Genomic DNA, 26983 nt, shown 5'->3' on the forward strand with positions numbered 1-26983 from the left:
CCGCTCACCACTCGGCCACGCTGCCATCGGCATGGCGCCAGATGGGGTTGCGCCAACGATGGCCTTCGGCGGCACGCTCGTCCACGTAGGCCTGGTTGATCTCGATGCCCAGCCCGGGGCCATCGGGGATGCTGACGAAGCCATCCTGGTACTGGAAGGGCGTACGGTCAACCAGGTAGTCGAGCAGGTCGTTGCTGGCGTTGTAGTGGATGCCCAGGCTCTGTTCCTGGATGAAGGCGTTGTAGCAGACCGCATCCAGCTGCAGGTTGGCGGCCAGGGCGATCGGCCCCAACGGGCAGTGCAGGGCGAGGGCCACGTCGTAGGCTTCGGCCATGGCTGCGATCTTGCGCGTTTCGGTGATGCCGCCCGAGTGCGAAGGATCCGGCTGCAGAATGTCCACGCCACCGGTCTGCAGCACGCGCTTGAAGTCGAAGCGCGAGTACAGGCGTTCGCCCAGGGCGATCGGTGCCGGCGAAAGCGCGGCCAGTTCCGGAATGGCTTCCAGGTGTTCGGAAAGCACCGGTTCTTCGATGAACATCAGGTTGAACGGGGCCAGTTCGCGCATCAGCACCTTGGCCATCGGCTTGTGCACGCGCCCATGGAAGTCCACGGCCAGGCCGACATCGTTGCCGACCGCATCGCGCACGGCCTGCACGTTCTCCAGCACGCGGGTGACCTTGGCATGCGAATCGACGAACTGCACCTCCTCGGTGGCGTTCATCTTGACCGCAGTGAAGCCCCGGGCCACGGCTTCGGCAGCCGCACGCGCCGTGTCTGCGGGGCGGTCACCGCCGATCCACGAATAGACCCGGATGCGCTCGCGGACGGGGCCGCCCAGCAGGGTATGCACCGGTACGCCCAGTGCCTTGCCGTGGATGTCCCACAGCGCCTGGTCGATGCCGGCCAGCGCACTCATCAGGATCGGGCCGCCGCGATAGAAGCCGCCGCGGTAGAGGACGTTCCAGTGGTCCTCGATGTGGCGCGGGTCCTTGCCGATCAGGTAATCGGAAAGCTCTTCCACAGCGGCGGCAACGGTATGTGCGCGCCCTTCGACGATGGGCTCGCCCCAGCCGCTGATGCCCGTGTCGGTGTCGATGCGCACAAAGCACCAGCGCGGCGGCACGAGGAAGGTGGTGATGGCGGTGATTTTCATGCGTGGGAGTCCGTGTTCGCCTGGTGCCAGGCGTCGATGAAGGCGCGTGCGCGGCGTGCGACTTCGGCCGCCGGGGTACCCGGGGCATACAGCGCCGAGCCGATGCCGAAGCCGGCGGCGCCGGCGCTGCGATAGGCGGCCATGCGCTCAGGGGTGATGCCGCCCACGGGCAGCAGTGCGGTGCCCGCCGGCAATACGCTTGACCAGGCCTTCAATACGGGGGGCGGCAACTGCTCGGCAGGGAACAGCTTGAGTGCGTCGGCGCCAGCGCGCAGCGCAGCGAAGGCCTCGGTCGGGGTGGCAACGCCGGGCGTGCAGCGCATGCCCAGCGCATGTGCCGAAGCGATCACCTCGACATCGGCATGGGGCATCACCAGCAGGCGGCCGCCCGCATTGGCGACGTCCTGTACCTGGCCGGTGGTCAGCACCGTGCCAGCGCCGACCAGGCAACGGTCACCCAGCTGCCGGGCCAGCAGTTCGATGCTGTGCAGTGGCTGCGGTGAATTGAGCGGCACTTCCAGCAGATGGAAGCCGGCATCGGCCAGGGCCGCACCGATCGCGGGTGCTTCCTGCGGGGTGAGCCCGCGCAGGATCGCAACCAGGGGAAGGGGTTGCATCCACGCGGTACTCATCGGAAGTCCTCTATCGAACGGGTGCGCGCCTGCGCCGGCCACCCTTCAGGTTGGCCTTGGAGTCGGCAATCATGTCCAGCATGGCGGCGCGCGCCACATCGGGCTGCTTCAGCCTGATGGCGTCGTACACGTCGAAATGCCGGGGCAGGGAGTACTTGAAGTCCTTGGCCGTCTGCGCCGAGAGCAGGAAGAAGGTGCCCAGCGCCGCGTCGATGACCGAGAACAACGAGCCCAGCAGCTCGTTGCTGGTGGCATCGAGCACGCTCTCGTGGAACGCCAGGTCGGCCTTGGCCCATGCGTCCTGGTCGGTCGCATCGGCCATCGCCTGGTACGCCTCGCCGATCCTGGCCAGCTGCGCGGGCGAGCGTCGCTGGGCTGCCAGCGCCGCTGCCGCCGGCTCGATCACTTCGCGCATCTCCACCAGCTTGTTGACGAAATCCTGGGTGGGCATCAACGCGCAGCGCCACGCCAGGATGTCGCTGTCCAGCTGCTTCCAGTGCCGCGGCTCGCGTACCCGTGACCCGGTCTTCTGGCGTGTTTCGATCAACCCTTTCGAGCCCAGTACCTTCAAGCCCTCGCGCAGCGCGGAACGGCTCACGGACAATGTCTGCGCCAGAAGTTCTTCCTTGGGCAGGAATTCGCCCGGCTGAAGTACGCCGCTGATGATCCGTTGCCCGATCTCCTGGGCGACCTGGTCGTAGAGATTGCGTACCTCGATCCGTTTCACGGGTGCCCCTCTGGCTCGGTGCGCCGCAGGCCGCGGCCACTCCTATTATCCGACAAAAGGGATGCAGCAGGGTGTGGGGGGTGTTCATGCAGTCTTCCTTCAGAGCTTGAACCGGAAGCCGATGCCCACGGTCTTGTCCTGGTAGCGGATGTCACGCGGGCGGGTGTTGCCGTTGCCCCAGTACTGGTGCAGGTTGTTGCCCAGCAGGTTGGTGGCGGAAAACACCACGGTGGTGCGCGGGGTGGCGTCGTAGCTGATCGAGAAGTCCAGCGAGCTGGCAGCCTCGACCTGGTCTTCGGTGCCGGCCACGGTGGGCTGGGTGAAGAAATCGATGTAACGGCTGCGGTAGCCATACGCCAGGCGCGCCGACATGCCGAAGTTCTCGTAGAACAGCACCGCGTTGTAGTTGTTCTTGGAAACGTTCTGCAGCGGGCGTGTGGTGATCGGGCCGCCGATGAATTCCGGCGACTTGGTGTCACCTTCGATGTAGGTGTAATTGAACTGCGCACCCAGGCCGCTCCAGGCCCCGGGCAGGAAGTCGAAGGTCTGCTGGTAGGCGAATTCCACGCCCTGCAGGTGGCCGCTGCCGGCGCTCTGCGGCGAGGACAGCTCGTAGGTTTCCCCGGCGATGTCGACGTTGGTGATGTAGTTCTGGATGTAGCCGTTGATGTCGCGGTAGAAGACGCCGGTGCTGACGTAGCCCACGGGTGAGAAGTACCACTCCAGTGAGGCGTCGTAGTTGGTCGACTTGATCGGGCTCAGGTCCGGGTTGCCGCTGCTGGCCACGCCGGCACGGTTGAGCGTGCCCGGGTTCAGCGAGATCGAAGGATTCAGCGCGCCGAAGTCCGGGTAGCTCATGGTCTTGGCCGCGACCAGGCGCAGCTGCCAGGCCTCGTTGAAGTGCAGGTTCAAGCTGGCATTGGGCAGCGCCTGGGTATCTTCGGTGTTGCGGCTGATGGCGCTGTAGACGCCGCTGGCGGCATCGAACGAGTAGGCATTGAGCTCGCGCTTGATCTGCTCGGCGCGGACGCCGACCATGCCATCCACCCGCAGGTTGCCCAGGTTGAAATCGTACTTGGCCTGCAGGTAGCCGGCCGACTTGCGTTCCTGGATGTCGAAGAAGCGCCCCGGATTCTCTGCGGCCAGGCCGTCGGCCAGCCCGTAGTAGTTGCGCAGCGCATCGGCGTTGCCGATCAGATAGTCATAGCAGGGCGTCAGGAACGGCTGGTTCAGGGCCGAGTTGCCGCGCTTGCTGCAGAAGAACGTGCCGCCCGGGATCGCGCCGGATGCAAGCAGGGCGTCGACCTGGTTGGCCGGGTTCGGCGAAGCGGTGATGTTGCCGGTGCCGGGACCGCCCGGGGGCGGGGTGCTGATCTCGACGCTGCCCTTCGCGCTTGCATTGCGGTCCGCATAGCGCAGGCCGAACTGGATGGCGGCGATCGGGCCATCGAGGAATTCGAAGCGGCCATCACCGCGCCAGCTGTTCTCCTCGCCACGCGACTCGCCCCACGTCTGGAAGAGCCCATTGAGGTAGTAGCGCGAGGAGTCGCTGGCCGGGTTGCCGGCCAGATGCCAGTTCTGGTGCTTGCCTGTCGTGCCGTCCCAGATCGTGGTGATCGGGCCGTTCATGAAGGTGTCGATGATGAAGTTCTCATCGCGGTAGTAGCCCGAGGTCCGCGACACCTCCGTGGACAGCTCCAGCTGATCCCCGCGCCACTTGAATCCAAGCGCGTTCTGGATGTCCTGGCCACGCTGCCGATGGGCCTGGGTGCTGCTGGCGGCATAGGTGTCGCCGGTCCATTCGCCACTGGTGGCATCGCAGATGGTCTGCCCGGCCAGGGGGCCGTCAAGGCGGTTGGCATAGCAGTTGTCGCCCACCTGCAGGCGGGTCGGCTGTACCGCGCCCACCGGGAAACTGAACAGGAATGCCTGGTCATAGTCATCGCGCACGAAGTCGTACAGGCCTTCGACATAGACCTCGGTGCGCTCGTTCGGCTTCCACTGCAGCGCGTAGTTGACGGCGCTGCGCTTGCGGTCGCCCTGGCTGTAATTGGTACCCCAGCCATTCGGCGCCGCCACCAGGTTGCCAGCGTCGGTGCGCATCGGTGTGCCGTCGTCGTTGTTCAGCACCTTGGGGAAGTCACCCCACACCGCATCGTAGACATAGTGCTTGCCGACATAGCCGAAGTTGACCATGGCACCGAACTGTCCGGCGTCGGTATCCCAGCGGTTGCTCAGCAGCAGGCTGGCCGACGGGTCGATGTCGCCGCCGTACTTGCTGTGCGTGCCGGTGACCGTGCCGGCAATCTCGGCACCGTCGAAATCCAGCGGCCTGCGCAGTTGGATATCGACCAGGCCGGCGATGCCGCCCAGCGGCAGGCTGGCTTCGCTGCTCTTGTAGACACTGAGGGTCTTGATTGCGGTGGCCGGCAGGTTCTGGAACGCATAGCCGCGCCCCGAGCTGCTGAAGATCTCGCGCCCGTTGAGCGTGCTCACCACATTGGGCAGGCCACGGATGACGACCCCGGTGGTCTCGCCCTGGTTGCCCTGCGCGACCTGCACGCCGGTCACGCGCTGCAGTGCATCGGCAACGCTGTTGTCCGGCAGCTTGCCGATGTCTTCGGCAACGATTGAATCGACCACCATGGCCGCTTCCTGCTTGAGCGTCTGCGCGGTCTGCAGGCTCTGGCGCAGCGCGGTCACCGTCACGGTATCAAGATCGGTGGCGGTCGGCTGCTGGGCCGTAGGTGAGGCCGGTCCGGCGGTGCTGGTGTCCTGGGCCTGGGCAAGGCCGGGCAGGGCCAGTGCGGACAGGATGGCAAGGGAGAGCAAGGTGCGGGAAGAAGAAACGGTCATGGCGGTAGCTCCGGATTCCGGAAAACAAGCGCAGGTGGGAGCTGCGCCGGCCAGTGCCGGCGCAGCGGAAGATTCAGAGGGCGGGCACGGCGTTGCGCGGGGTCTTGGCCAGGCTGCGGAACAGCTCTGCCTCACGGGCGCGGTAAGGCGTTCCATCGGCCTTCAACAGGTCGTGGAACCAGACGGTGGGTTCTTCCATCGTGTACGGGCGCTGCCAGCTGTCCCACGGGAAGCGGGTCTGGATGGCGCCATCCACGAAGCCCCAGTTGATCATGCCGATGTTTTCGCGGCGGGCGATCGGCAGGATGGTGTCGACATTGGAACCGGCACCGCGGGCCAGCCACTCGGTGCAGATGAGCGGGCGGCCATGTTTGCGCAGCTGCGCGACACGTGCCTTGAAGGCTTCGGGCTGCTCGTAGTTGTGGAAGGTGATCACATCGGACTGTTCCAGCTGGGTGCGCTGGATCGAGGTCAGCGAAGCGGCGCCCGGCGACCAGTCATCACCGATCCACACGCCGCTGGTCAGCGGCTGGGTCGGCTTCCTGCTCCGCGCCCATTCGAAGATCTTCGGCAGCAGCTCGGCAATGCGGGCCTGTTCGCCCTCCAGCTGCTTGTCCATGTAGTTGCCGCCGCCCGGGTTGTCCGGTTCGTTCCACAGATCCCAGGCCAGCACGCGCTTGTCATCGGCGAAGGCGCCCACGACGCCTTCCACATAGCTGCGGAAGTGGGCGTCATTGGCCGGGTCCACCAGGGCATGGCGGCTGGGGCTCTGCACCCAGCCCGAGTTGTGCACGCCCGGAATGGGGCGGTGCTGGGGGCCGAGCACCGGGTCCGGATCCCAGCAGCTGTCGAACAGCACGAACATCGGGCGGATGCCGTGCTTCTGCGCGATCGCCAGGAACGTGTCGATGCGCTTGATCAGGCCCTGCGGGTCCTGCTTCCACAGCAGGTCATGCAGGTACACGCGCATGGTGTTCATGCCGAACTGCTCGTGTGCCCAGCCCAGCTCGCGGTCGATCGCCACCGGGTCGAAGGTCTCGGGCTGGAACATCTCCAGCTGGTTGATCGCGTTGGACGTTGCGTAGTTCGAACCGACCAGCCACTGCTGCTTTGCATACCACGCGTCGGCCTGCGCCGGGGTCCAGCGTGCGGTGTCGCTCGCATGTGCCATCGGCGCGACGGCGAGCAGGGTTGCCAGCAAGGGGGAAAGCCACTTTCGCATGGGATGCATCTCCTTGGTCATGAGCTGCCCGCTCCCGGCAGGTGCCGGAAGGGCGGGGCGTGGTGCGATGTCGTCGGGTCGCGGCGGCCGCGGGTGCCTGGCCGCCGCGACGGAGGCGTGACTCAGCGGCGCGCGGGGGCGTCGCGGTCGGTCGAGAACTGGTAGACGATGCGGTTCAGATAGGTCTGGCCAGGGTCCAGCCGTGCCGAGCCGAACGCAGGCTGGTTCGGCGTGTCCGGGAACAGTTGCGGTTCCAGCGCAATGGCATCACCCTGGCGGTAGACCGAACCGCTCTTGCCCACGGTGCTGCCATCAAGGAAGTTGCCGGAGTAGAACTGCAGGCCCGGCTGCGTCGACAACAGGGTCATCACCCGGCCCGAACGGGGGTCGTGGACGCGGGCAACCTCACGAAGCTCTTTGCTGGGGCTGCGGCTGATCACCCAGTTGTGGTCATAGCCGTGGCCGTGCAGCAGCTGCGGCTCATCGCCACGGCGCAGGTCGCGCCCGATGGGCTTGGCCGTGCGGAAATCAAACGCCGTGCCTTCCACGGGCTGCAGCACACCGGTGGGAATCAGGGTGGCATCCACAGGCGTGTAGGCGCTGGCCGGAATGGTCAGCTCGTGCTCCATGGCCGTACCCGAGCCTTCGCCTGACAGGTTCCAGTAGGCGTGGTTGCTCAGGTTGACGATGGTCGGCGCGTCGGTGGTCGCGCGGTACTCGACCAGCAGGCGGCCATTGCCCTGCAGCGTGTAGGTCGCGGTGACGGTGAGCGTGCCGGGGAATCCCTGTTCCCCATCGGCGCTGACGTGGCGCAGCGTCACGTGGTCGGCCTTGGCCTCGACCACATCCCAGACCACCTTGTCGAAGCCACGGCTGCCGCCGTGCAGGCTGTTGGGGCCGTCATTGGTCGGCACCTGGTAGGTGTGGCCATCCAGGCTGAAGCGACCTGCGGCGATGCGGTTGGCGAAGCGACCGACCGTCGCGCCGAAATACTGTGGCTTGTCCAGGGTGGCCTGCAGCGTGCCATCAGCGAGCAGCACATCGGCGTACGCGCCATCGCGGTCCGGCACCTGCAGCGAATGCAGTGCTGCGCCCAGGGTCAATACGGTGGCCTGCATGCCGCTGCCGTCGCGCAACTGGATCGACTCGACCCGGGTGCCATCCGCCGTGGTGCCCAGCACCGTGCGCGCCTGTCCGTGTGCGGCTGATGCAGCCGCCAGTGCCATCGCCCCGATCAGTCCCGCCGTCTTTCCCTTGCCAGCAAGCATTGCCCCAGACCCCTCTCAATGTCGTGGGCGTACAAAAACATATAATCAGACAATACGCACGTTGCGACGCAGCACGACGTATTCGGCCTAGCTCGCCGCCAGTTGATGAAGCGCATGGAATCCGCGTACCACGGCATCGGCTGAAGCCACCGGACGCGATGCGATGCCCATCCCGGCCAACGCGGCCTGGTAGAGGCGGCACACCGGCGCTGATCCGATCAATGGCACGCAGGCCTGTTGCAGTTGCGGGTACAGCGCCAGCGCATCGGCGATCTCCGCACCGGCGAGCAGGCCACGCAGGTACGCGCTGCTTTCGGTGCGCGGCAGAACCCCGCGCACCACCCGTGCGCGCACGCCGAACAGCAACGTGCCCAACCCCAGCCCACCCCGCACTGCTGCACGCATGCCTTCGGCAAATGCCGGGCCGGCGTCGCCCGGTCCTTCCAGTACCGATGCCAGCAGGCCGCCGCTGGCAAGGCGGTCGAACAGCTCGCCGGACATCGCGGTCATGAAGGAGTGGACGCGGCCATCGACCAGTTCGATCCACTTGGTATGCGTGCCGGGCAGGGCAACAATCGAGGTGGCCTCGATGCCACCACCGGCGAGCAGCCCCAACAACTCGGTCTCTTCGCCGCGCAGCACATCCGGCGCGCCGTCGGCGGTGCGCACACAGGCCATGCCAGGCACGATGCGCATCGACAGCGTCCCGATACGGGCCGTGACCAGGTTGCGCGCCACATCGGTCACACCGGCGGGGCAATCCACATAGCCCGCATCCACCCAGCCGACGGTGGAACCGATCATGCCGGCCGCGTAGACGTGGCCAGCGGCGGGCCAGCGCTGGCGGATCGCATCGGCGGCGGCCACCATGCCATCGCGGTCGAGACCGGCCACGCCTGCCGGGGCCTCAAGGCTGTCGGTCATCTGTCCGGATGCATCAATGAGGTAGGCACGAAGATTGCTGCTGCCCCAGTTGATGCCGATGATGCTGTGCACGTCATGCTGCATGTCCCATCCCCACGTCGTGGCCGTTGCCAATTGTCCGATTATATGTTTCTGTGACGGCCGGCTGGCAACCGGCCAGTGTGGACATCAATGGGAGGGCGGGATGGTGCAGAACACACTTCGAGTAGTGCTCGCAGCGGCACTGCTGCAGGCAGCTGCAGGGGCAGCAGCAATCGAGCCGGCGCGGGACAATCCGCTGCTCGATTCCGGCCCTGATCCGTGGATCGTCCGCGATGGGCGGACCTTCTACTACATGGCCACCCACGGTGACCGCCTGGCGATCCGCGCAACCAGCGACCTCGCACACCTGGCGCAGGCCCGGGAAGTCACGGTCTGGCGCCCGCCAGCCACCGGGCCCAACGCAACATCCATCTGGGCGCCCGAACTGCACCGCATCGATGGCCGCTGGTACATCTATTACACCGCTGCCGCCAGCGGCGCTGCCGAAGGCCAGGAAGATGCCCAGCGCGGCGTGTTCGTGCTGGAGAACACGAATGCCGATCCGACGAAAGGCGAATGGATTGATCGCGGGCGCCTGGCCACGGCGCATGCCGGCATCGACGGCACCACCTTCGTGATCGATGAAAAGCGCTATTTCGTCTATTCGCCTTACGTGGGCCCCGACAGCGTGCTGGCCATCGTGGCCATGGCAAACCCGTGGACCCTGCAGGGCGAGGAGGTCATCATTGCGCGGCCGGACCAGGCGTGGGAGCGCCAGGGGGGCCGGCAGATCCTGGAAGGGCCGGAGTTCCTGAAGGGCCCCAACGGCGACCTCTTCCTGACCTATTCGGGAAGCGCATGCTGGTCCGACGACTATGCGATCGGGCTGCTGCACGCGAAGGCCGGTTCCGATCCACTCGATGCCCGAGCATGGACCAAGGCGAAGGCGCCCATCCTTGCCAAGAACCCAGCAGGCAACGTGTATGCGCCGGGTCACAACGGGTTCTTCCAGGGCAGTGATGGCAACGATTGGATCATCTACCACGGCAATTCCGGTCCGGACATGGGCTGCACTGCCAAGCGCTCGCCGCGCGTCCAGCCCGTGCACTGGGACAAGAAGGGGTGGCCGGTGCTTGATCTGCCGATGGGACGTGGTGAGCGCAACTAGGCGCTCACCCTCCTGGTGCAGCGCAATGTTTTTACGTACCGCGTTGCGCAGCCCCACCCCAAGGCAGGAAGACGCCGCGGAATCTCATTTTCCCCGATGCCAGCCGGTCATAGGCTTCGGTTGCCTGGTCCAGTGCGAAGGTCTCGACCAGCGGCTTCACTTTGCCCGTGGCCGCCAGATTCAACACCTCGCTGAGGTACTGCTGGCCGCCGTGGGTCGAGCCGATCACGCGCTGGCGCATCATGTGGAAAGGCACGCCTTCTGATGAGATCGAGAACGGCTGGCTGAAGTCCAGGCCGCACAGCACGATGCGCCCATCGACCCGCAGGCCGGCCATGGCTTCTTCGGCAGAACTGAATTCATTGGTCGTTACCAGCAGCACATCAGCGCCGCCGATGTCCTTGAGTTCCTTTCCGCTGGCAACGACATGGTCGGCGCCGAACTGGCGGGCGAGGGCATGCTTGTCTGCCGAATGGGTGATGGCGATGGTTTCGAAGCCGCAGGCCTTGGAAAGCTGCAGTGCAACGTGCCCCAGGCCACCGATGCCAAGCACGGCGATCTTCTCATTGGGCTGGGGCGCCGCATCACGCAGGCCGCTCCACGTGGTGTAGCCGGCGCACATCATCGGCGCAGCGTCCACATAGGACAGGCCGTCCGGAAGCAGAACCGTGCCCTCGGCAGAGACGGCAATGTACTGGGCATGGCCACCCTGCGCAGCGAAGCCGGTGGTACGGGGGGCCTCGCAGTTCATGGCGGTCTGGCCGGACAAGGGGCGGCTTTCGCGGCAGTAGGGGCAGCGGCCGCAGGACGACTGGACCCAGGTGGTGCCCACGCGGTCGCCTACCCGACGCGAGCGCACGCCCGCACCGACCTCGACGACTTCGCCAACCACTTCATGCCCGGGTGTCTGGGGATAGATGTCGCCGCCATAGCCCTGGGTCGCCCACACATCGGTGTAGCACATGCCCGATGCGTAGACCTTGACCAGTACCTGGCCCGCTTCGACCACTGGCACGGGCACGTCCTGCACCTGCCACGGACTGTTGGGGCCGGTCATCACAACCGCTTTCATCGTCTTCATCGTCTCGATCCTGTTTCGGTTTGCGAACCCCGAGGGTTGGCACCCGCGGACAACCGTGAGCCTAGAATCGGTTTACTATCAAGACAATATCTCCAATATTTGATCTCATGATGAAAGCGCTTCATCAATCGACCGGCGTTGAGATGACCGCGTTTACGGCGTTCCTGGCGGTGGCAACGCATCGCAGTTTCCGCAGCGCCGCTGCCGAGTTGAACATCACCCCGTCCGCGATCAGCCATGCAATCAAGGCGCTCGAACAGCGGTTGGGCGCACGCCTGTTCAACCGCACGACCCGCAGCGTTTCGTTGAGCGATGCGGGCGAGCGCCTGGCAGAAAAGCTGCGGCCCGCCATGGCCTCCATCGAGGAAGCCCTGCAGTCGGTGGATGCAGGCGCAGACGTGCCGCGCGGCACGGTCCGCATCAACGCCAGTGAAGGCGCCATCCGCCTGGTGCTGAAACCGGTGATGGCGCGATTCCTGCAGCTCTACCCGCAGGTCCACCTGGATATTGTCAGCGACGGTCGGCTGGACGACATCGTGTCGAACGGCTTCGATGCGGGCATCCGATTGGCCGAAGCAGTGCCGCGGGACATGGTCGCCGTAGCCGTTACCGCTCCCATGCGGTTCGCGGTGGTCGCCTCCCCGGAGTATCTGCGGGCGCGCAGCCGCCCAATGCGCCCGCTGGATCTGCATCAGCACGACTGCATCCGCTTCCGGTTCGAAAGCGGGGCCATCTACCGCTGGGAGTTCGAGCGCCAGGGCACGACGGAGCGCGTCAATGTGTCCGGGCCCATGACCCTGACCGATCAGCCCTTGATGGTCGACGCTGCGATGGAGGGCATCGGCATCGCGTTCGTTCCCGAGCATCTGGCGGCCCAGCCGCTCGCCGAGGGTCGCCTGCTTCGGCTGCTTGAAGACTGGTGCCCCGAGTTTCCTGGCCTTGCGCTGTACTACCCGGGCCACCGGTACGTGCCGCCAGGACTGAAGGCTTTGATCAGGCTGATTCGAACTGAAGCTCCAGGCGCGCCGTTCGCAGGGGAGGCATGATGTTTCCTTCCACGCGCCAGCTGGGCACACGCCGTGGCGCACGCCAGCGCGGATGCAGTGCAGCGATCACTCTGGCTGTTCGTCGCTGTTGAAGCCCGCGGCGGGCAGAGCAGGGGGATGGCCATGGCTGCCGGGTGGACGCGGCTTGCGCCGACGCAGCGGTCGCGTGCTGGCCGAGTGCGCTGGATCGGGAACGATCCGGCCCGGTATCAAGAACAGGATGTTTTCAGGCAGGGACGGGCTCATTGCCACGACGTGCTGCGGGCATGCAATCGGCGCTGCGTACCCGGGGATATTCCAGCAGGAGGCGGCTCGCAACGTGGCTGGGTTCTGAGTGTGCTCGGCTGTAGCGAAGGTGTCGGGTCCGTCAGGGCAGGCACGGTCGATCGCGTCCGCGCTCTTGGGTGAAGTGCAGTCAGTGGCGGCAGCACCACTTGCGGAGGCCGCAGGCGGAGGTCGGCCCACCCTCGGTGATGCCTGCTGCAACACTTTTCGACACATGAGCATCTGTACAAGCATCGCGTCCGTTTCCGGCCGACGCGGCGCTTGCGCGACCTGCATCAGCGATGTCCCCGCGATCGCTGGCGCGGGGGGCCTGGCCTGCGCCTTCACCAGGGTCGGGAAGTCCGAAGCGGGGCAGGCAGGCAAACGCGTGCTCTTCCGGTCCACGTTCGGCAGGAGGGCAGGCGTTGTCGCCGGCAGGGTACGAACGCTGGTCATGAAGTTGCCCTCGATCAGGTAGCCGCGCATGACTCAACGTGCCGAGCGCGCCGGGTGGGCAGGCATCAACACTTCGGGTCGTTGATTGTCAGCCTACCAACTGGTAGATGGAATCGCAACGCAAAGCAGGTACCGCCATGAACCAGACCCCTGAAAGACAGAGCGCAACCGGGCTTGAATTCCTCCGCAACGCAATGGCAGCGGGTGGCCTGGGCAAGGGCATCGGCCAGACGCTGGGACTCTCGATTGATGCCGTTGACGACGGCCACGTGACCTTGAGCGGCGCGCCAGGCCTGGAGCATGCCAACCCGATGGGCGCTGTCCATGGCGGCTATCTGGCCACACTCCTTGACGGCGCCATGGCGCTGGCCGTGCAGACGCAGCTCGACGTCGGCACGCGCTATGCGACCACGGACCTGAACATCACCTACGTCAAGGGCGTGGCACCAGGCCAAGCGGTCGTCCGTTGCGTCGGCGGCGTTCTCCATCTCGGACGAACGATGGCTCTCGCGGAGGCCAAGGTAGTTGACGACGCGGGGAAGCTCTACGCGCATGCAACAGCGACCTTCGCCATTGCTGATCGTCACCCGTGACGCTGCCGGCCCGTACCCTCTCCCATCCTCAATAAATCTGCGTCCGTAGTTTACGAGCGGCTCAGTCCATGCGATTACGGCGAGTCATTCCGCCTGGTCGTCATCATTGTCGACAACGTTCCACAAGGAACCATCGAGCTTGTACCACGTGTATTTTCCGATCCGCTTGCCCTCCTGATAGGTTCCTTCCTCTTTGAGCAGGCCTAAGCTCCACCAGCTCCTGTAGGGGCCATGAAGCTCTCCATCTTGAAGAGTGGCACACAGAAGCAATACGCCATCTTTCGACCACTCCCGAAGCACCCCATTCTTCTGGCCATTCCTATACTCGAACTGACAAAGTAATTCACCGATCTCGTATCAACATTCAAAGGGGCCGACTCATTGTCCATCAGCTCGGGTTCCACGGGACCGCAGGGCTCCTGAGATAAAGTAGCTCTCTACCGTTTTAAACCTTTTATCTTTCATGAGTGCCGCCTTGCGGAATTCGTGCCGTGACCATTCTGGTGGCTCATCGGCAGCTGTCCCTTTGTTTGCGACGCCAATGAGAGCTTAATCCGCGGAGATGTCAGAAGACCTCCAGAGCGACCCGTCTACTTTGTACCAGTTGTATCTTCCGACTCTTTTTCCAGAGTGAAAATTTCCCTCTTCCTTAACGAGCCCTGAGTCCCACCAGTTCTTGTATGGGCCGTGAAAATGGCCATCTTGGAGGGTGGCGCAGAGAAGCAGTAGCCCGTCTTTTGACCATTCACGGAGGACTCCGTTCTTTAACCCATTCCTATATTCAAACTCAGAAAACGGTGCGCCACTTTCGTACCAGCGTTGAAAAACGCCATGCCACCGCCCGTCGACCATGGTGCCACGAGACTGGATTCTTCCAGATGGATAGTATGTATCGACCGTTTCTATTTTTTTTTCTGTCATCGGAAATATCCTAGGGGAAGTCGTCTTCCGACCATGGCGGCGGATCATGGTCAGATTGGCCCTTATTGGCGACGCACAGATTGCGACGATCCGCCGGTCGTGTCAGACATGCTCGATACCAGCGATCAGCGTCCTTGCTTGTTCCCAAGCCTCTCGACCTGTCGCACGACGCATCTTCCTCACTGCGGTCACGGCTCGGTCCGTCTATGCGAGATTCTTGACAGAGCCTACTCCCTGACAATGTTCGAAGATCTCCAGACCGAGCCATCTGTGTCGTACCAAGTGTAACGTCCGATTCGTTTTCCTGCTCTGTACGTTCCTTCCTCTTTGGGCAAGCCTGAGTTCCACCAGCTCTTGAAAGGCCCATCAAACTCGCCGTCTTTTACGGTGGCAGACATTAGCAAAAGCCCGTCTTCTGCCCACTCCCGGATCATTCCATTTAACTGGCCATTCACATACTCGCTCTCAGTGAAAAGTGCGCCGTTCTCGTGCCAGCGTCGAAAGATACCCACCCACCGCCCATCGACCTGTGTTCCTCGGGACTCGAGCTTCCCAGAAGGAAAATAATTTTCCACCAATTTAGTTTCGGGATTTTTCATGGGTAGCATCCTAACGAAGGTCGCTTGGTGACCAAGGTTGCGGCTCTCCGTCGATTTGACCCTTGTTGCCGACGCAGAGGTTGCGACGGTCCGCCGCTCGTGTCAGGCAAGCTCGATACCACCGATCAGGATCTTCGCTTGGGCCGCGTCCTCGCCACTTGTCGCACGCCCTTTCTTCTACATCGTATCGCCTGTAGCACTTGTCAGTATTGTCTTCATCGCTCGGACAGATCGCCAGACCGGTGAGGTATCCAAGGCTGCTGCCAACGATCGAGCCAGCCAGTCCTCCGGCACTGCTGCCGGCGGCAGCCCCGCCCGCCCCGCATGCGACGGTGCCAACACCTGGAGCGAACAAGGTGCATCCCGCACCACCGCCAACGCCGCCAGCTATGCCACCGCTGGCGTAGCCGATACCGCCGCCGATGACACTTCCGCTCACCGTGCATGACGCCATGCAAGCCTGATCCTTGCTCTGCCCGGTGCTGTCCGTATAGAGCAGGGGGTTGGATTCGACATAGCTGTACGTGCTGATGCCCCCCGCCAAGCCAACCGGGTCACTCTGCAGATACCGGCCCGTAGCCGGTTCGTACTCGCGAGCGTAGTTGTGGTTGAGGCCGCTGTAGGAGTCATAGCGCTGTCCGGCGAAGCGCATGTTGAGCGTGAAGAGCGTTCCGTCCCCATCCCGATCCTCGTTGGGCGCGTCGCTGCCAAACGCCTCACCCCGCAGATCCCAAGACCAGACCACAACGTTGCGGCCCACCTCGATGACCGCGCGCGGCGAGCCGAGATGATCCGGCTCGATGTAGTGCAGGCGATTCGAAGACGCTGCGGTGCCAACCAATACACCCACGGGCAGGTCGCCCAGCCATATCACCTGTTGGATCGGCGTGCCCGTGGCATCGTAGTCACCCAGCCACTGGCCGCCCTCATCGTGGACGCTGTAGGTGGTGGTGGTTGTCCCCAGGTAGCTTCGCACCCGTTCACCACGGCCGTTGTATGCGTACTGTTGGATCGCCTGGCCGCTCTGCTTGACCTGTATCAATCTATTGAGCGGGTCGAAGACGAACTCTCTATCCGTGCCATCAATGGAGGCTGTGTTGCCAACGGCGTCGTACTTCCGGGATGCCCCCTCTACCGAGAGAAGGCGATGGCTGTCAGCTCGGTAGGCATAACCGTCGGTCCCTTCAGCGTTGGTGAACGATGTGCGGTTTCCCGTAGCGTCGTAGCCATAGCGCTCGATCGCGGTTCCTGTGGCCCCATCCCGGAATGCAACCAGACGTTTGAGGGCGTCGTAGTCGTAGGTGGCAAGCGCCGGAGATTCATGGCCAGCGGTGTGCAGGCCGGTAAGGTTGCCAATGGCGTCGTAGGCGTATCCTGCATCCAGGCCGTCCCGGTCGACATCGCTCAGCGAGATGGTGCGGTAGTTCCGGTCATGGGCTCGGACCAAGGTCCGACCATTACCGTAGCTCCAGCCTGCCGCAGGTCCGAAGGGGTAGTACGTGACACCGGACAGCAGCACCTGGCGGCTGGCGCCGGGCGATGTAACGCCTATCTCCGAGATGCGGCCTTCGGGGTCACGCCCGTAATCAACCAAGGTGCCATCTGGGTAGGTGATGGCTTGGAGCTTTCCACCCAAGCTGTAGGCGTAGCGAACTGCGAAGCTATGGCTGCCGGTTACCTGGGTCTTGCGTACGATGCGGCCGAAGCGGTCGTAGCAGTATCCCGTCGTGCCGCTGGCATCCACGATCTGGCTCAGATAGCCAGAGGCAAAGGTCTCGCCCGTTGCACACTCAGTTGGCGCGGCATCATAGAGGTAGGACGTGTCCAGCGCAGGCGCACCGGCAACTGCAACGCGGGTCAGTCGTTTGAGCGCGTCATAGCGGTAGGCCAATGCCTGCCCACGGGCGTCTGTCACGCCGTCGCGATTGCCTGCGCTGTCATAGCTGTAACGGGTGGTGCCTGTATCTGGACTGCTCAGCTGCAGCAGGTCGCCTAGTGCGTTGTATGCGTAGTGTGTCTGCAGCCCCTTTGGGTCAGTGACCTGTACAAGCCGATTCAACGGGTTGTAGAGGTAATGCGTAGCGGCGGCGATTCCGCCGGCATCCTGCGTGGTCTGCCTGAGGCGGTTCTGTGCGTCGTACTCACGGCGTTCAGTGCGGCCCAATGCATCCGTCACCGCCGTAATGTTGCCGTTGTCGTCGTACGTGAAATCCGTCGGGTTGCTGGACGCATCGGCGACTGTCGCAAGCCGCCCGTTCAGGTCGTAGATGCGCGACAGGCTGCGTTGCACTCTCTGGGCCGGGTCGTGGGTCTCCTCCGCAATGCGGTTGCCCGCCGTATCCAGGGTGTAGGCGATGTAGCCGCCACTGTTGTCGGTGAGGCGTACCAGTCGATGCGCGGCATCGTAGGAGAACGCCAGCGAGTCGCCGTCGGGCTGGGTGATCTGCTCGACCAGGCCGGTTGGCCGGTAGTCGGTGCGCGTTATGCGGTCATCACTCTCGGTGCTGTCATCCGGACCTCGCACTTTCTCCGCTGTCATCCAGCCGCGCGGATGGTATTCGTAGTTCGTCTCTACACCGTTCGGATCGACGGAGGACAATCGTCGCCCCGCGCCGTCGTAGGTCGGGAAGGCTGTGATGCGCCCCAGCGGATCGATGATCTTCCACAGATCACCCTTGCGATAGGCACATGCCGTCGGGGCAACTTTGCAATCGCCGTGGTCGGTCTGGTGGTAGACGTAGGTCGTCGTATCGCTGATGTCGGTACGCGGGCCCTTGGTGCTGATCGGCAATCCAACCAGCGGACAGGTGCCGGCGCTTGCGTCACCGGGCTCGCAGTAGGTCGTCGTCGTTGTGCGACTGATGGATGTTTCCGGATCCCTGCGAGTCTCGCTGAGCACCTGGCCACGGCTGTTGTAAGTGAAGCTGGTTTCAGCAACGAGCCTGTCCGCTGCGTCGTAGGTTCGCCGTGCGATGGGCTGGCGGAAGCTCGCATGCCAGTCTGTCTGGATTGTGCGCTTGCTGCCCCCGAGGTCGTTGGCTGCCTCGATCCGCTGGGTCTGCAGTCCGCGAGCGTTGTAGGCATAGCGGGTAGTGTTGCCCCTGAAGTCCGTCCTGCTGGCGGGATATCCGTTGCTGTCGTAAGTGCGTGCCGCGGCAACACTGGCACAGTCGTCGCAAGGCGCATCCAGCGATGCGAGTCGCGCAACTCCGTGATCGACGCCAAACGCGTAGCGTCTGGCATTGCCGAGGCTGTCGGTGATCGTGGTGCTGCCGTCCTTGTTGAACTGCAGTTCGACTCGATCTGCGGTTCCGGAAGCGAAGGGACCGTGCACGCTGAGCACGCCACGCCGCTGGGCGTCATAGGCCCAGCTTGCGTAACGGTTGTTGTCCTCATCGGTGATGCCGGTTAGCAGGTGCGGCTGCGCCACCCCTCCGGTCTGGCCTGGCTCGCTGTAGTGATAGAGACGCGTCGCCGGGCCTGACCGTGGCGAGGGGTAGGTCACGCTGGTCAGGTCGCTGCCGGTGTAGGCGTAGGTGATGACCGCCCCGGCGCTGTCGGTCAGACTCGTCAGGCGATCGCTTGTGTAGCCGAACACCAGTGACCGTCCCTGCGGGTCTGTAACGCGTTGAACGTACGGCGAGATGCCCGCGCCGGAGGCATAGGACAGCGTCTGCACGAGCCCGTCGCGCGAGGTGATGGAGTGCAGGCGGCCGAGTTCGTTATAGGCTTCGACGGAATCGTCCGCACGGCGATAGCTTGCCGAAGCCAGTGACCCTCCTGTCAGGATGACGGTCAGTCTCTCCGGAACATCGCTACCTGCAGTCCATTCGCCATTGACAAGGCTGAAGGTCTGAATGGCGCCATTGGCTCGATGCGCTCGGAGGCGTACGACCGATCCGGCGGCGTCGGTGACCGGTTCGAGTCGGGTTGCATAGTTGTGGCTCCAGCCAATGCCGATAGGAAGCGCTCGGCTGTCCGGCACGCGATGGCTGTTGTAGACGCGAACGAACTGCAGTGGGAATGCTCCCGCTCCAACGTAGTCCGTCTCCTGCTGACGCTTGTTGCCGGTAGCGCTGGCTATGGGGTTGGATGCATTGCCTCCGTCGGCGGGGCAGTTGCTGTCGCACTTGGGTATGCCGCACTGACCGGTGTCCGGGTCGGCGAGGCCGCCGAGCGGGCAGGGCGGTCTTGCGCCGCGTGGGCCGTAGACGAATGTGTTCACAATTTCGACGGGCAGCCACGAATTGAACTGGCGGCGTTGAAGTTGGCCCCGGCATATGGCTTCGCCATCGAGGTATGGTCCGACGGAAACAGCGGCGTAGCGATGCGGTAACGCGCTCTTTGCACGATGGCCATCCAGGCGGCGTTCCAGTTCGCCGGTGACGCAGGCCTCTTCTGCTGTGGGGTAGTGGGGCTCGCTGTCGTTGAAGCGGGAGTCGAGCCAGTAGGTCTCGGCCTGCACCGCGAAGCTGAGCAGAAGCGTGGACGCCATACCGAAGCGCACCGCCACGCGTTGCATCGCCAGAAGTCCCTGCATCGCCATACTCCTTCATGGGTCACGACAGACTCGGCCGAGCTGTTGATATCAGTTGCGTCCTGGCACTTCGCGCAGTCAACCATTTCCATGCTCTGGCTCGGCGCCCAATGTGGTGGGGCAGGCATCGAAAATGACTGGAGCATCGCTGCGCCGGCAGACGCTCTTCATTGATCGCTCACTGTGGGGCCAGACCTGCAAACACCTGCTTTCAAGCGTCAAATGGCGGGTGTTGCAATGAGCTCGCCCTGATGCGACAGCGTCCACTCCGCACGCCCGAAGGCGTGCTGAAGCAACGATCAACGTGAAATCATCCAGATGCGTGTGCAGGCCAATTGCGTCAATTGAGCGCGTGCAGTGAGGGCGGAATGCGACATCGCCCTTGGGGCACCTACTCCAGCCGCAACGTGATCCGCGGATGGCCCGCGAAAATTTCCATCACGATCTCGAAGTAGGTCTGGCCTTCGCCGCGTTCCAGTGCATCCAGCTGGCGGCGGATCACATCGGTATTGAATGGGCCCGGCTGCTGCAGTTTCGCCTGCAGCCAGGCGCAGGTCGCGTCCACGCCCAGTGCGACGCGGCTGAGCTCGACATCGCGCCAGGCCACGGTGGCCGTGGCGTGCCCGGCCAGCGTGCCGTAGCCGCCGTACAGCAGGTCGTCCAGCGCATCCAGGCTGGGGCCAAGCTGCCAGTCCTCGCCCACCATGAACACACGGTTGAACTCGGCATAGAGGCTGTCGATGCCAGTGATCGCGCGGCCTTCGATCTGCAGGTACAGGGTCATGCAGGCACTGTAGGGCACGCGGTGCCAACACCGGCGTCGCATCGCTGAACGCTGCATGGCCCTTCAGCTGGTGACGACCGGTATTTCACCTTCGGTTGGCGTTGCCGGCGGGAGACTGGACTCACACCGGATCACAGGAGATCGCCATGAACACGTCCCTTCGCGTACTGCTGCTGGGCAGCCTGATTGCGGCGTCGTCGGTAGCCAGCGCACAGAGCTATGGCCCGCGCGATGAAGGCCGCAAGTTCAACGATGGCAGCCGCGTGGTCTGCAAGAACGTGGAAGTGCAGCGCAACTCGCGCGATCCCAACCGCATCGCCGGTACTGCTACCGGTGCGGTGTTGGGTGGCCTGCTCGGCAACCAGGTCGGCGGCGGCAACGGCAAGAAGATCGCCACCGTTGCGGGTGCCGTCGCCGGCGGTGCAGCCGGCCGCCAGATCCAGGGCAACCACCAGAACAAGACCGGTGACCGCGTGGTCGAGCGCCGCTGCGAGCGCGTCTACCGCTGAGTCACCGCACGACCTGATACCCGCTCCCTTCCACGACGCGGTACCTCGAACGCCGGCCCCTGGGCCGGCGTTCGTCGTTGTGGGCGGGCGTATCGCAGGCAACGGCGCGCCCCCTATACTGCGCCGACTTCAACGGATGAACGCCCTGTGAACGAATCGCCTGCTGCCGAACCCGTCGTGCCTGCCAGCCACGCCGAACCCGAGCAGGAGGCGAGCACGCGCTTCGGCCGCCTGCGCGAGCGCACCGATGAGCTGGAGTTGTTCATCTCCGGCCTGCTGGCCTTCGCACTGCTGGCTGTGCCGGGCTATCTGTTCGACATCTGGGCGCGCAGCAGCCTGCATACCGAAGGCATGTACTTCCAGGTGCTGTGGTTCGTCTTCAGCATCAGCGTGGGCATGTGCTACGTGCTGGCGGTGGCGCTGATCGCGCACTTGACCGTTCGCGGCTACTGGATCGGCCTGGTCGGCCTGAAATCGCACTTCCCCAAGGGCATCGACTGGGACCACCTGCCGCAGATGGGGCCGGTGTCGCGGGCCTTCATGCGTGCGCGCGATGGCGGCCTGGATGGCAGCATCCAGCGCGCCGACCGGTTGGCGACGATGCTGTTCTCGACCACGCTGATGTGCGTGCAGACCCTGGCCGGCACCCTGGTGATGGCGATCCTCATCCTCGGGCTGGCGATGGTGGTGGCTGCGCTGTGCGGCGGTTCGGACACCGCGGCGTTGATCTTCATGGGCGTGGTGATGGCGGGCCTGCTGGTGCTGGGCCTGCTGCCTGCAATGCTGGACAAGTCGATCGCGCGGCGGCAGGCGCGCGGGCAGTCGACGGCGCGCCAGCAGCGCATGCTGCAGGGGGTGCTGGGTGGCCTGCAGCGGGTGCCGCTGATGCGCCTGATCCAGACCATGCAGCTGACGATGCAGAGCAACCTGCGCTCGCGGTTCTTCATCGTGGGCTACATGTCCGCGATCCTGGTGGCGATGCTGCTGGGGGGCCTGCAGGTGGCGGGTTCGGTGAAGTTCTCGCTGTTCAACCGCTACCAGGTCGTCACCGAGGAAGCCGTCGACCACGGCATGCTGAGCGCGCACTACGAATCGATGCGCTCGGCGCACGACCAGCTGCTGCCGTACCCGATGATCCCGTCCGACACCGTCAGCGCGACCCAGCTGCGGCTGTTCATCCCGCACCGCCCGCAGCGCGACAACACCCTGGCGCGTGAGCGCTGCACGCAGCTGCCGGGGGGGAAGAATGACGCCCGCGGCGCAGCGGCCGCCACTGCGGCGGTGGACTGCCTGGCCCAGCTCTGGACGGTACAGCTGGACGGCAAGCCGGTGGATCTGCACGCCTTCGTGCCGATGGAGCGGCGTGACCTGGACATGCGCGGCCTGGCCGGCTACCTGCCGATGGCCGGGCTGGCACCGGGCCGGCATGACCTGCATCTGCTGTGGAATGCCGGCGGTCCGACGCGCGGCGGCGACCGCCGGCGCGAATACTTCATTCCGTTCTGGTACGCCCCCGATCCCTGATCGAGGGGCCGTGCAGGCGCCAGAAGGCGAGGGCACCGTAGAGCACCAGCAGGACACCAAGCGTGATCAATTCATGGCTGACGTCGGCCAGGCCGGCATCCATCTGGGTCAGCCGCACCATCAGGTTGATGCCGGAGGTGGTGGGCAGCAGCTGCGCCAGCCAGACCAGCGGTTGCGGCGTCATCACCGTGGGCCAGGACAGGCCGGCCAGGAAGAACAGCGGGATGGACGTGGCGATGATGTACTGGAAGGCGCGTTCGCGGGTGCGGAAGAAGCTGCCGACGAACAGGCCGAACGCCACCGTGGCGGCGATGAACAGCGTGCCGCCCAGCAGCTGGCCCAGGGGATTGCCGCCGCGCGGGTAATCCTGCACCCAGGCGGTGAACCCGGCGTAGTAGAACAGCCCGAACAGGCCGATCAGGCCGAAGCCCAGGGCCATGCCGGCCAGCGTGGGCAGGTCGAAGCGCAGGCGCCGGCCCAGCGCCAGGCGGCGCCCGCCGAGCAGCACGCCGATGCCCATCAGCAGGGTCTGGTGCACGATCAGTTCGGCCACGCCGGGCACGATGGCGCTGCCATAGCCTTCGTGCGTGTTGAACAGGGGCCGCTGCACGAGGTTGACCGGCGGTGCCTGCGGGGCGCCCATGAAGGCCGTCTGGGTGACGGCCGCCTCGCGCCCGAATGATCCCAGCGCATCAGCTACGCTGCCCAGCACCCAGCTGGCGCGGCCAAGGTAGGCACCGTTGCCGAGCAGGACGAGCTTGGCCGGATGGCCACGCAGGATGTCGCGTTCCAGGTTGGCCGGGATCAGCACGATGCCTTCGGCATCACCGGCTTCCAGCTGGCGGCGCGCGCTGTCGATGTCGGCGGGCTGGCCGACCACGCGCGCCACGCGCAGCGCATCCAGCTTGCGCAGCAGTTCGCGGCTGGTGGCGCTGTGGTCTTCGTCCACCACCAGGATCGGCAGGTTGCCGGCCACCTGGTGCCGGTACGCGGCCGGGTAGAAGAACGAGTACAGGATGACCGCGCCGACCATCACCACGATGGCATAACGGTCCAGCAGCACGGCCAGCAGGGTCTGCCGCAGGCTGGCCCAGACCCCGCTCATGCGCCGGCCCCGGAGGGCTGCGCGGCCTGCGTGCTGCGGGCAAAGGCCAGCAGGCGCCAGCCACCCAGCCCACCGGCGAGGATGATCATCAGCAGCAGCGTGCCCAGCGGCCACAGCGTGACCGCCAGCGGCGCACCGACGAACTGCTGCTGGGTCTGCAGCTTGATGTACGCGCTGAGCGGCAGCAGCAGATGCCAGATGCGGGTGAACAGCGGTGCATCGATGACCGGGAAGGTGGCGCTGGAAAAGGCCAGCGCGGTGCCGATGCTGAGGCCAACGGCCGACAGCGCCGTGCCCATATCCCGGGTGATGCCGACGAAGAACAGGGCATAGGCCGCGGTGGCGAGGTAGAACAGCGGCTGGCCGAGCAGCAGCAGGAACACGCTGCCAGCGATGCCCTCGCCACGCAGCCAGGCCAGGTAGCCCACGCCGAGTGCGCCATACACGGAGAACAGCAGGACGTACGGCGCTATTTTGCCGGCAAGCGCCGGCCACGGCGTATGGCCGAGCCAGCCGCGTAGGGTGCCATCGCGGATCTCGCGGCCCAGGCTGCCGGCCACTGCCAGCGCCAACACCAGCGACAGTACGGCGGGGAAGATCAATGGCAGCAGGAACAGCTCGTAGCTGCGTGCAGGGTTGTAGAGGATGTCCGACTGCACGGCGATCGGTGCTGCGCGCAGCTTGCCGGGGCCGACCTGCAGGGCGATGCGCTCGCGCAGCAGGCGCGCGTTCCAGGCGGCCACGGCATCGCCGATGTCGCGCGCAGCCGACTGGCCGGTGGTCATGTAAGTGGCGTTGTAATAGGCAAATACCGTGCCCTGCTGGCCGCGCAGCGCCTGCCGGGTGACATCGCGCGGCACCAGCACGATGGCATACACCTGCAGCCGGCGCAGCTGCGCGCGGGCGTCATCGATGTCCACCGGCTGGCTGGCCACGCGCACGCCAGGGCTGGCGTCGAGCATGCGCAGCAGCAGGCGGCTGTCACTGCTGTGGTCCAGGTCGACCACGGCAATGGGCACGTCGCGCATCACCGAGGGGCTGAACATCCAGGCCATCAGCGCCAGCATCAGCAGCGGCAGTACGGTCACCAGCAGCAGGTCGGCGCGGTTGCCTCGCAGCGTGCGCAGTTCGCGCCGCCACGATGCAGCGAAGCCGGCCTCGCCCGGGTTCAGTGCTGGGGCCACGCGAACAGCACGCTCATGCCGGGGCGGAAGCCCTCGATGCGATCTGCCGGACGCACGCGCACCTCAAAGCTGCGCACGTCGTAGCCCGATGACTGGCGGGTGCTGCGCCAGGTGGCGTAGTCACCTGCGGGATTGATGAAATACACCTTGAATTCGGCGTCCTGGTCCAGTGCCGGGATGCGGCCGCGCACCGTACTGCCGACCTTCAGGCCCTGCATCTGCGATTCGCGCAGGTTCATCGACACCCACATCCGGTCGATGTCGACCAGGGTGAACACCGGGTAGCCGGCCGGCACCAGTTCGCCCGGATCGGCCATGCGCTTGTTGATCTCGCCCGCCACCGGCGCGCGTCCTTCCACTTCGGCGCGCGCGGCGTTGACCTCGGCCACCGCACCCTGCGCCTGCTGCACCTGGCCCTGTGCCGCCCGCTTGTCCTGCTCGCGGGCGCCGGCCAGCGCCATGTCGTACTGCGCGCGTGCGGCGCGTGCCAGCTCGCGCGAACTGGTGGCCTGGGCCTGCGCTTCGTCGCGCTTCTGCCGGGTCATCACCCCTTCGTTGAACAGGTTCTGGACGCGGCGAGCGGTGGCTTCGGCCAGCGTGGCACCGGCTTCGGCCCGCTTCCAGTTGGCCTCGGCGGCACGGATGTCTTCGCTGCGTGCGCCCGCGTCGGCCTTGTCGGCCACTGCCTGGGCGGCGGCCAGCGCGCCCTGCGCCTGCTGTTCCTTGGCGGCCACTTCCGGGCTGTCGAGCAGGAACAGGATCTGCCCGGCCAGCACGCGGTCGCCCTCGCGGACCTTCAGTTCGGCCACGCGCGCGGTGATCTTGGCGGCGACGTTGAGGGTATCCGCGTCGGCCATGCCCTGGATCTGGTCGGCCGGGCGCCGCCAGGCCAGCCACAGGCCCAGCACCACCACGGCCAGCAGCACCAGCACCAGGATCACACCGAGGCGGCGCTTGCCCGGAGGCGTGGTGGCGTCGTCGTGCAGCACATCACTCATGGTCGATCACCTCGTCCGCACGGCGCCGGTAGTCTTCGAAACGGTCCATCTGTCCACTGATCTCCAACAGCTGCGCCAGCGCGATGTCGTACTGGTAGGCCGCCTGCGCGCGTTCGACGCGGGCGCCGCCCAGGCCGAGCCGCGCGTCGATCACATCCAGCGACGTGGCCTGGCCTTCGCGGAAGGCCAGCTCCTGCAGGCGCAGGTTCTCCTGGGCCTGGGCGATGCTGCTGTCCAGCAGCACGAACTGCTGCCGTGCGCTGTCCAGTTCGTTCCAGGCTTTGCGCACGCCCAGCGCCACCTGGTTCTCGGCTTCGCGCAGGCCGGCCTCGGCCTGTTCCTGCTGCGCGCGGGCCGCACTGATCTGCGCCGGCCGCGAACTGGGCGACAGGAAGGTGTATTTCAATCCGATGCCGAAGGCCCAGTCCGGGTCGGTCAGCATTTCATCGCGGCGGCGGAAGTCGTACTGGCCGAAGGCGAAGATCTGCGGTTTCAGCTTGGCCTGCTGCACGCGCACGCCCTGTTCGGCCTGGGCCACCATGGCCTGCAGGCGGCGGATCTGCGGCTGCCGCGCCTGCGCGGTGCGCTCGAAACTGGCCACCGGTTCCAGCGGTGCGCGCTGCACGAACAACGGCGACAGTGGCTGCACCTCGCCACCGCTGCGCAGCAGGGTGGCCAGCGCGGCCTTCAGCGTGGCCAGGTCGTTGAGGGTCTTCTGGTACTCGCGCTCGGCCTTGTCGCGGGCCACGGTGGCCTGCAGGCGCTGGGCGCGGGTGGCGAAGCCTTCGCGTTCCAGCTTCTGCGCATCGGACAGGTGGCGGTCGAGGCCATCACGCACGTCGCGGCGCACGTCCACCGCTTGTTCGGCCAGGCGCTGGCCGAAGTAGGCCTGGGCCAGCTGCACGGTGAGCGACTGCCGCTGCGCCTCGCGCTCCGCGCTGGCCTGTTCGCTGGCGGCGCTGGCCGCGCGCTGCGCCGCCGGGATGACGCCACCGGTGTACAGCGGCAGCACGGCGGTCACCACCGGGCGGGTCCGCCAGTCGCGTTCGGTGAACGTCAGGGGCGAGTCGATGCCATACGCCTCGGCCACCGGTTCCAGCGAGCCCAGCGGCAGGGTGAGGGTCTTCTGGAACTGCAGGCGGCGCACCTCACCGGTGATTTCCGGCAGGCGCAGCAGCCGCGTTGCGTCCTGCAGTTCCTGCTTGTTGCGCACGCCGGCATCGGCAGCGGCCAGTGCGTCGGAAACCTGTTCCAGCCGCTGCCGCGCTTGTTCCCACTGCAGGGCGGCCACTGCGGCGCTGTCCGCACCCGCCTGGGCGTAGCCGGCGGCCGGCAGCAGCGTCGCGCAGACCAGCAGCCAACGTGCGCGGTGCGGTCGCGGGGAAGGACGTTGCAGGTGCACGTCGGGTCC

At 65.4% G+C, this 26983-nt stretch carries 20 protein-coding genes; 5 read left to right on the forward strand and 15 right to left on the reverse strand.

Annotation, left to right across the window (positions count from 1 at the left end; all coding sequences use genetic code 11):
• Positions 1-4: 4 nt before the first annotated feature.
• The 7 genes from dgoD to AC3WL7_RS11075 form a co-directional block, all read right to left on the reverse strand.
• Positions 5-1153 carry a galactonate dehydratase gene (gene dgoD / locus AC3WL7_RS11045; protein ID WP_108760093.1) on the reverse strand — a complete coding sequence of 383 codons (1149 nt, stop codon included), beginning with the start codon at positions 1151-1153 and terminating at the stop codon, positions 5-7.
• On the reverse strand, positions 1150-1770 hold the full coding sequence (locus AC3WL7_RS11050) for a 2-dehydro-3-deoxy-6-phosphogalactonate aldolase (RefSeq protein WP_254051543.1): 621 nt from the start codon (positions 1768-1770) through the stop codon (positions 1150-1152). Before AC3WL7_RS11050 ends, dgoD begins: the two co-directional genes overlap by 4 nt.
• Positions 1771-1795: 25 nt before the next feature.
• Positions 1796-2512, reverse strand: a complete 717-nt coding sequence (locus tag AC3WL7_RS11055; protein ID WP_492750280.1) for a FadR/GntR family transcriptional regulator — start codon at positions 2510-2512, stop codon at positions 1796-1798.
• Positions 2513-2611: 99 nt separating this feature from the next.
• The gene (locus AC3WL7_RS11060; protein WP_492750281.1) at positions 2612-5368 is read right to left on the reverse strand and encodes a TonB-dependent receptor; all 2757 of its coding nucleotides are present in this window, start codon (positions 5366-5368) and stop codon (positions 2612-2614) included.
• A 73-nt stretch (positions 5369-5441) separates the two neighbouring features.
• Complete coding sequence (locus tag AC3WL7_RS11065; protein ID WP_313140600.1) at positions 5442-6590, reverse strand: cellulase family glycosylhydrolase; 1149 nt, start codon at positions 6588-6590, stop codon at positions 5442-5444.
• 122 nt (positions 6591-6712) lie between these two features.
• Positions 6713-7816 (reverse strand): aldose epimerase family protein, encoded by a 1104-nt coding sequence (locus AC3WL7_RS11070; RefSeq protein ID WP_216822060.1) that lies wholly within the window; start codon positions 7814-7816, stop codon positions 6713-6715.
• 129 nt (positions 7817-7945) lie between these two features.
• Positions 7946-8782, reverse strand: coding sequence for a 2-dehydro-3-deoxygalactonokinase (locus AC3WL7_RS11075; protein ID WP_492750282.1), 837 nt, complete (start codon positions 8780-8782; stop codon positions 7946-7948).
• Positions 8783-8816: 34 nt separating this feature from the next.
• Between AC3WL7_RS11075 and AC3WL7_RS11080 the strand changes: the two genes are divergently transcribed.
• Positions 8817-9971 carry a glycoside hydrolase family 43 protein gene (locus AC3WL7_RS11080; RefSeq protein WP_492750283.1) on the forward strand — a complete coding sequence of 385 codons (1155 nt, stop codon included), beginning with the start codon at positions 8817-8819 and terminating at the stop codon, positions 9969-9971.
• 31 nt (positions 9972-10002) lie between these two features.
• Here AC3WL7_RS11080 and AC3WL7_RS11085 read toward each other — a convergent pair whose 3' ends face one another.
• Complete coding sequence (locus AC3WL7_RS11085) at positions 10003-11052, reverse strand: alcohol dehydrogenase catalytic domain-containing protein (RefSeq protein ID WP_492750284.1); 1050 nt, start codon at positions 11050-11052, stop codon at positions 10003-10005.
• Between the two features lie 110 nt (positions 11053-11162).
• On the opposite strand from AC3WL7_RS11085, the gene AC3WL7_RS11090 reads away from it, so the two are divergent.
• Together AC3WL7_RS11090 and AC3WL7_RS11095 are read left to right on the forward strand one after the other, a co-directional pair.
• The gene (locus AC3WL7_RS11090; RefSeq protein ID WP_492750285.1) at positions 11163-12098 is read left to right on the forward strand and encodes a LysR family transcriptional regulator; all 936 of its coding nucleotides are present in this window, start codon (positions 11163-11165) and stop codon (positions 12096-12098) included.
• A gap of 857 nt (positions 12099-12955) precedes the next feature.
• Positions 12956-13411 carry a PaaI family thioesterase gene (locus AC3WL7_RS11095; RefSeq protein ID WP_492750286.1) on the forward strand — a complete coding sequence of 152 codons (456 nt, stop codon included), beginning with the start codon at positions 12956-12958 and terminating at the stop codon, positions 13409-13411.
• A gap of 1148 nt (positions 13412-14559) precedes the next feature.
• On the opposite strand, the gene AC3WL7_RS11100 is transcribed toward AC3WL7_RS11095, so the two are convergent.
• The 3 genes from AC3WL7_RS11100 to AC3WL7_RS11110 all read right to left on the reverse strand — a co-directional run bounded on the left by AC3WL7_RS11100 (position 14560) and on the right by AC3WL7_RS11110 (position 20252).
• Positions 14560-14931, reverse strand: a complete 372-nt coding sequence (locus AC3WL7_RS11100; RefSeq protein ID WP_492750287.1) for a toxin-antitoxin system YwqK family antitoxin — start codon at positions 14929-14931, stop codon at positions 14560-14562.
• A 10-nt stretch (positions 14932-14941) separates the two neighbouring features.
• Positions 14942-19471, reverse strand: coding sequence for an RHS repeat-associated core domain-containing protein (locus AC3WL7_RS11105; protein ID WP_492750288.1), 4530 nt, complete (start codon positions 19469-19471; stop codon positions 14942-14944).
• Between the two features lie 388 nt (positions 19472-19859).
• Complete coding sequence (locus AC3WL7_RS11110; protein WP_492750289.1) at positions 19860-20252, reverse strand: barstar family protein; 393 nt, start codon at positions 20250-20252, stop codon at positions 19860-19862.
• A 146-nt stretch (positions 20253-20398) separates the two neighbouring features.
• On the opposite strand from AC3WL7_RS11110, the gene AC3WL7_RS11115 reads away from it, so the two are divergent.
• Together AC3WL7_RS11115 and AC3WL7_RS11120 are read left to right on the forward strand one after the other, a co-directional pair.
• Positions 20399-20761: a glycine zipper 2TM domain-containing protein gene (locus AC3WL7_RS11115; RefSeq protein ID WP_492750290.1), complete on the forward strand. Its 363-nt coding sequence runs from the start codon at positions 20399-20401 to the stop codon at positions 20759-20761.
• A gap of 147 nt (positions 20762-20908) precedes the next feature.
• The gene (locus tag AC3WL7_RS11120) at positions 20909-22285 is read left to right on the forward strand and encodes a hypothetical protein (protein ID WP_492750291.1); all 1377 of its coding nucleotides are present in this window, start codon (positions 20909-20911) and stop codon (positions 22283-22285) included.
• On the opposite strand, the gene AC3WL7_RS11125 is transcribed toward AC3WL7_RS11120, so the two are convergent.
• Genes AC3WL7_RS11125 through AC3WL7_RS11140 form a run of 4 tightly spaced genes read right to left on the reverse strand, consistent with a single transcriptional unit; the run spans position 22254 to position 26974 of the window.
• A complete protein-coding gene (locus AC3WL7_RS11125; RefSeq protein ID WP_492750292.1) occupies positions 22254-23390 on the reverse strand; it encodes an ABC transporter permease in 1137 nt (378 codons plus the stop codon). The genes AC3WL7_RS11120 and AC3WL7_RS11125 overlap by 32 nt on opposite strands.
• Positions 23387-24574 (reverse strand): ABC transporter permease, encoded by a 1188-nt coding sequence (locus AC3WL7_RS11130; RefSeq protein ID WP_492750293.1) that lies wholly within the window; start codon positions 24572-24574, stop codon positions 23387-23389. The genes AC3WL7_RS11125 and AC3WL7_RS11130 overlap by 4 nt, the downstream gene beginning before the upstream one ends.
• Positions 24559-25572, reverse strand: coding sequence for an HlyD family secretion protein (locus tag AC3WL7_RS11135; protein WP_492750294.1), 1014 nt, complete (start codon positions 25570-25572; stop codon positions 24559-24561). Before AC3WL7_RS11135 ends, AC3WL7_RS11130 begins: the two co-directional genes overlap by 16 nt.
• Positions 25565-26974 carry a TolC family protein gene (locus AC3WL7_RS11140; RefSeq protein WP_492750295.1) on the reverse strand — a complete coding sequence of 470 codons (1410 nt, stop codon included), beginning with the start codon at positions 26972-26974 and terminating at the stop codon, positions 25565-25567. The genes AC3WL7_RS11135 and AC3WL7_RS11140 overlap by 8 nt, the downstream gene beginning before the upstream one ends.
• Between the last annotated feature and the right edge of the window lie 9 nt (positions 26975-26983).

Source organism: Stenotrophomonas sp. FW305-3-2-15-E-LB1, assembly GCF_058787375.1.

What these genes read in the sequence shown, in the direction of transcription:
- AC3WL7_RS11115 (WP_492750290.1), top strand. Translation starts at nt 20,399, where the DNA reads ATGAACACGTCCCTTCGCGTACTGCTGCTGGGCAGCCTGATTGCGGCG.
- AC3WL7_RS11060 (WP_492750281.1), bottom strand. Translation starts at nt 5,368, where the DNA reads ATGACCGTTTCTTCTTCCCGCACCTTGCTCTCCCTTGCCATCCTGTCC.
- AC3WL7_RS11135 (WP_492750294.1), bottom strand. Translation starts at nt 25,572, where the DNA reads ATGAGTGATGTGCTGCACGACGACGCCACCACGCCTCCGGGCAAGCGC.
- AC3WL7_RS11070 (WP_216822060.1), bottom strand. Translation starts at nt 7,816, where the DNA reads ATGGCACTGGCGGCTGCATCAGCCGCACACGGACAGGCGCGCACGGTG.
- AC3WL7_RS11110 (WP_492750289.1), bottom strand. Translation starts at nt 20,252, where the DNA reads ATGACCCTGTACCTGCAGATCGAAGGCCGCGCGATCACTGGCATCGAC.
- AC3WL7_RS11095 (WP_492750286.1), top strand. Translation starts at nt 12,956, where the DNA reads ATGAACCAGACCCCTGAAAGACAGAGCGCAACCGGGCTTGAATTCCTC.
- AC3WL7_RS11075 (WP_492750282.1), bottom strand. Translation starts at nt 8,782, where the DNA reads ATGACCGACAGCCTTGAGGCCCCGGCAGGCGTGGCCGGTCTCGACCGC.
- AC3WL7_RS11125 (WP_492750292.1), bottom strand. Translation starts at nt 23,390, where the DNA reads ATGAGCGGGGTCTGGGCCAGCCTGCGGCAGACCCTGCTGGCCGTGCTG.
- AC3WL7_RS11065 (WP_313140600.1), bottom strand. Translation starts at nt 6,590, where the DNA reads ATGCGAAAGTGGCTTTCCCCCTTGCTGGCAACCCTGCTCGCCGTCGCG.
- AC3WL7_RS11100 (WP_492750287.1), bottom strand. Translation starts at nt 14,931, where the DNA reads ATGAAAAATCCCGAAACTAAATTGGTGGAAAATTATTTTCCTTCTGGG.
- AC3WL7_RS11085 (WP_492750284.1), bottom strand. Translation starts at nt 11,052, where the DNA reads ATGAAGACGATGAAAGCGGTTGTGATGACCGGCCCCAACAGTCCGTGG.
- AC3WL7_RS11090 (WP_492750285.1), top strand. Translation starts at nt 11,163, where the DNA reads ATGAAAGCGCTTCATCAATCGACCGGCGTTGAGATGACCGCGTTTACG.
- dgoD (WP_108760093.1), bottom strand. Translation starts at nt 1,153, where the DNA reads ATGAAAATCACCGCCATCACCACCTTCCTCGTGCCGCCGCGCTGGTGC.
- AC3WL7_RS11050 (WP_254051543.1), bottom strand. Translation starts at nt 1,770, where the DNA reads ATGCAACCCCTTCCCCTGGTTGCGATCCTGCGCGGGCTCACCCCGCAG.
- AC3WL7_RS11105 (WP_492750288.1), bottom strand. Translation starts at nt 19,471, where the DNA reads ATGCAGGGACTTCTGGCGATGCAACGCGTGGCGGTGCGCTTCGGTATG.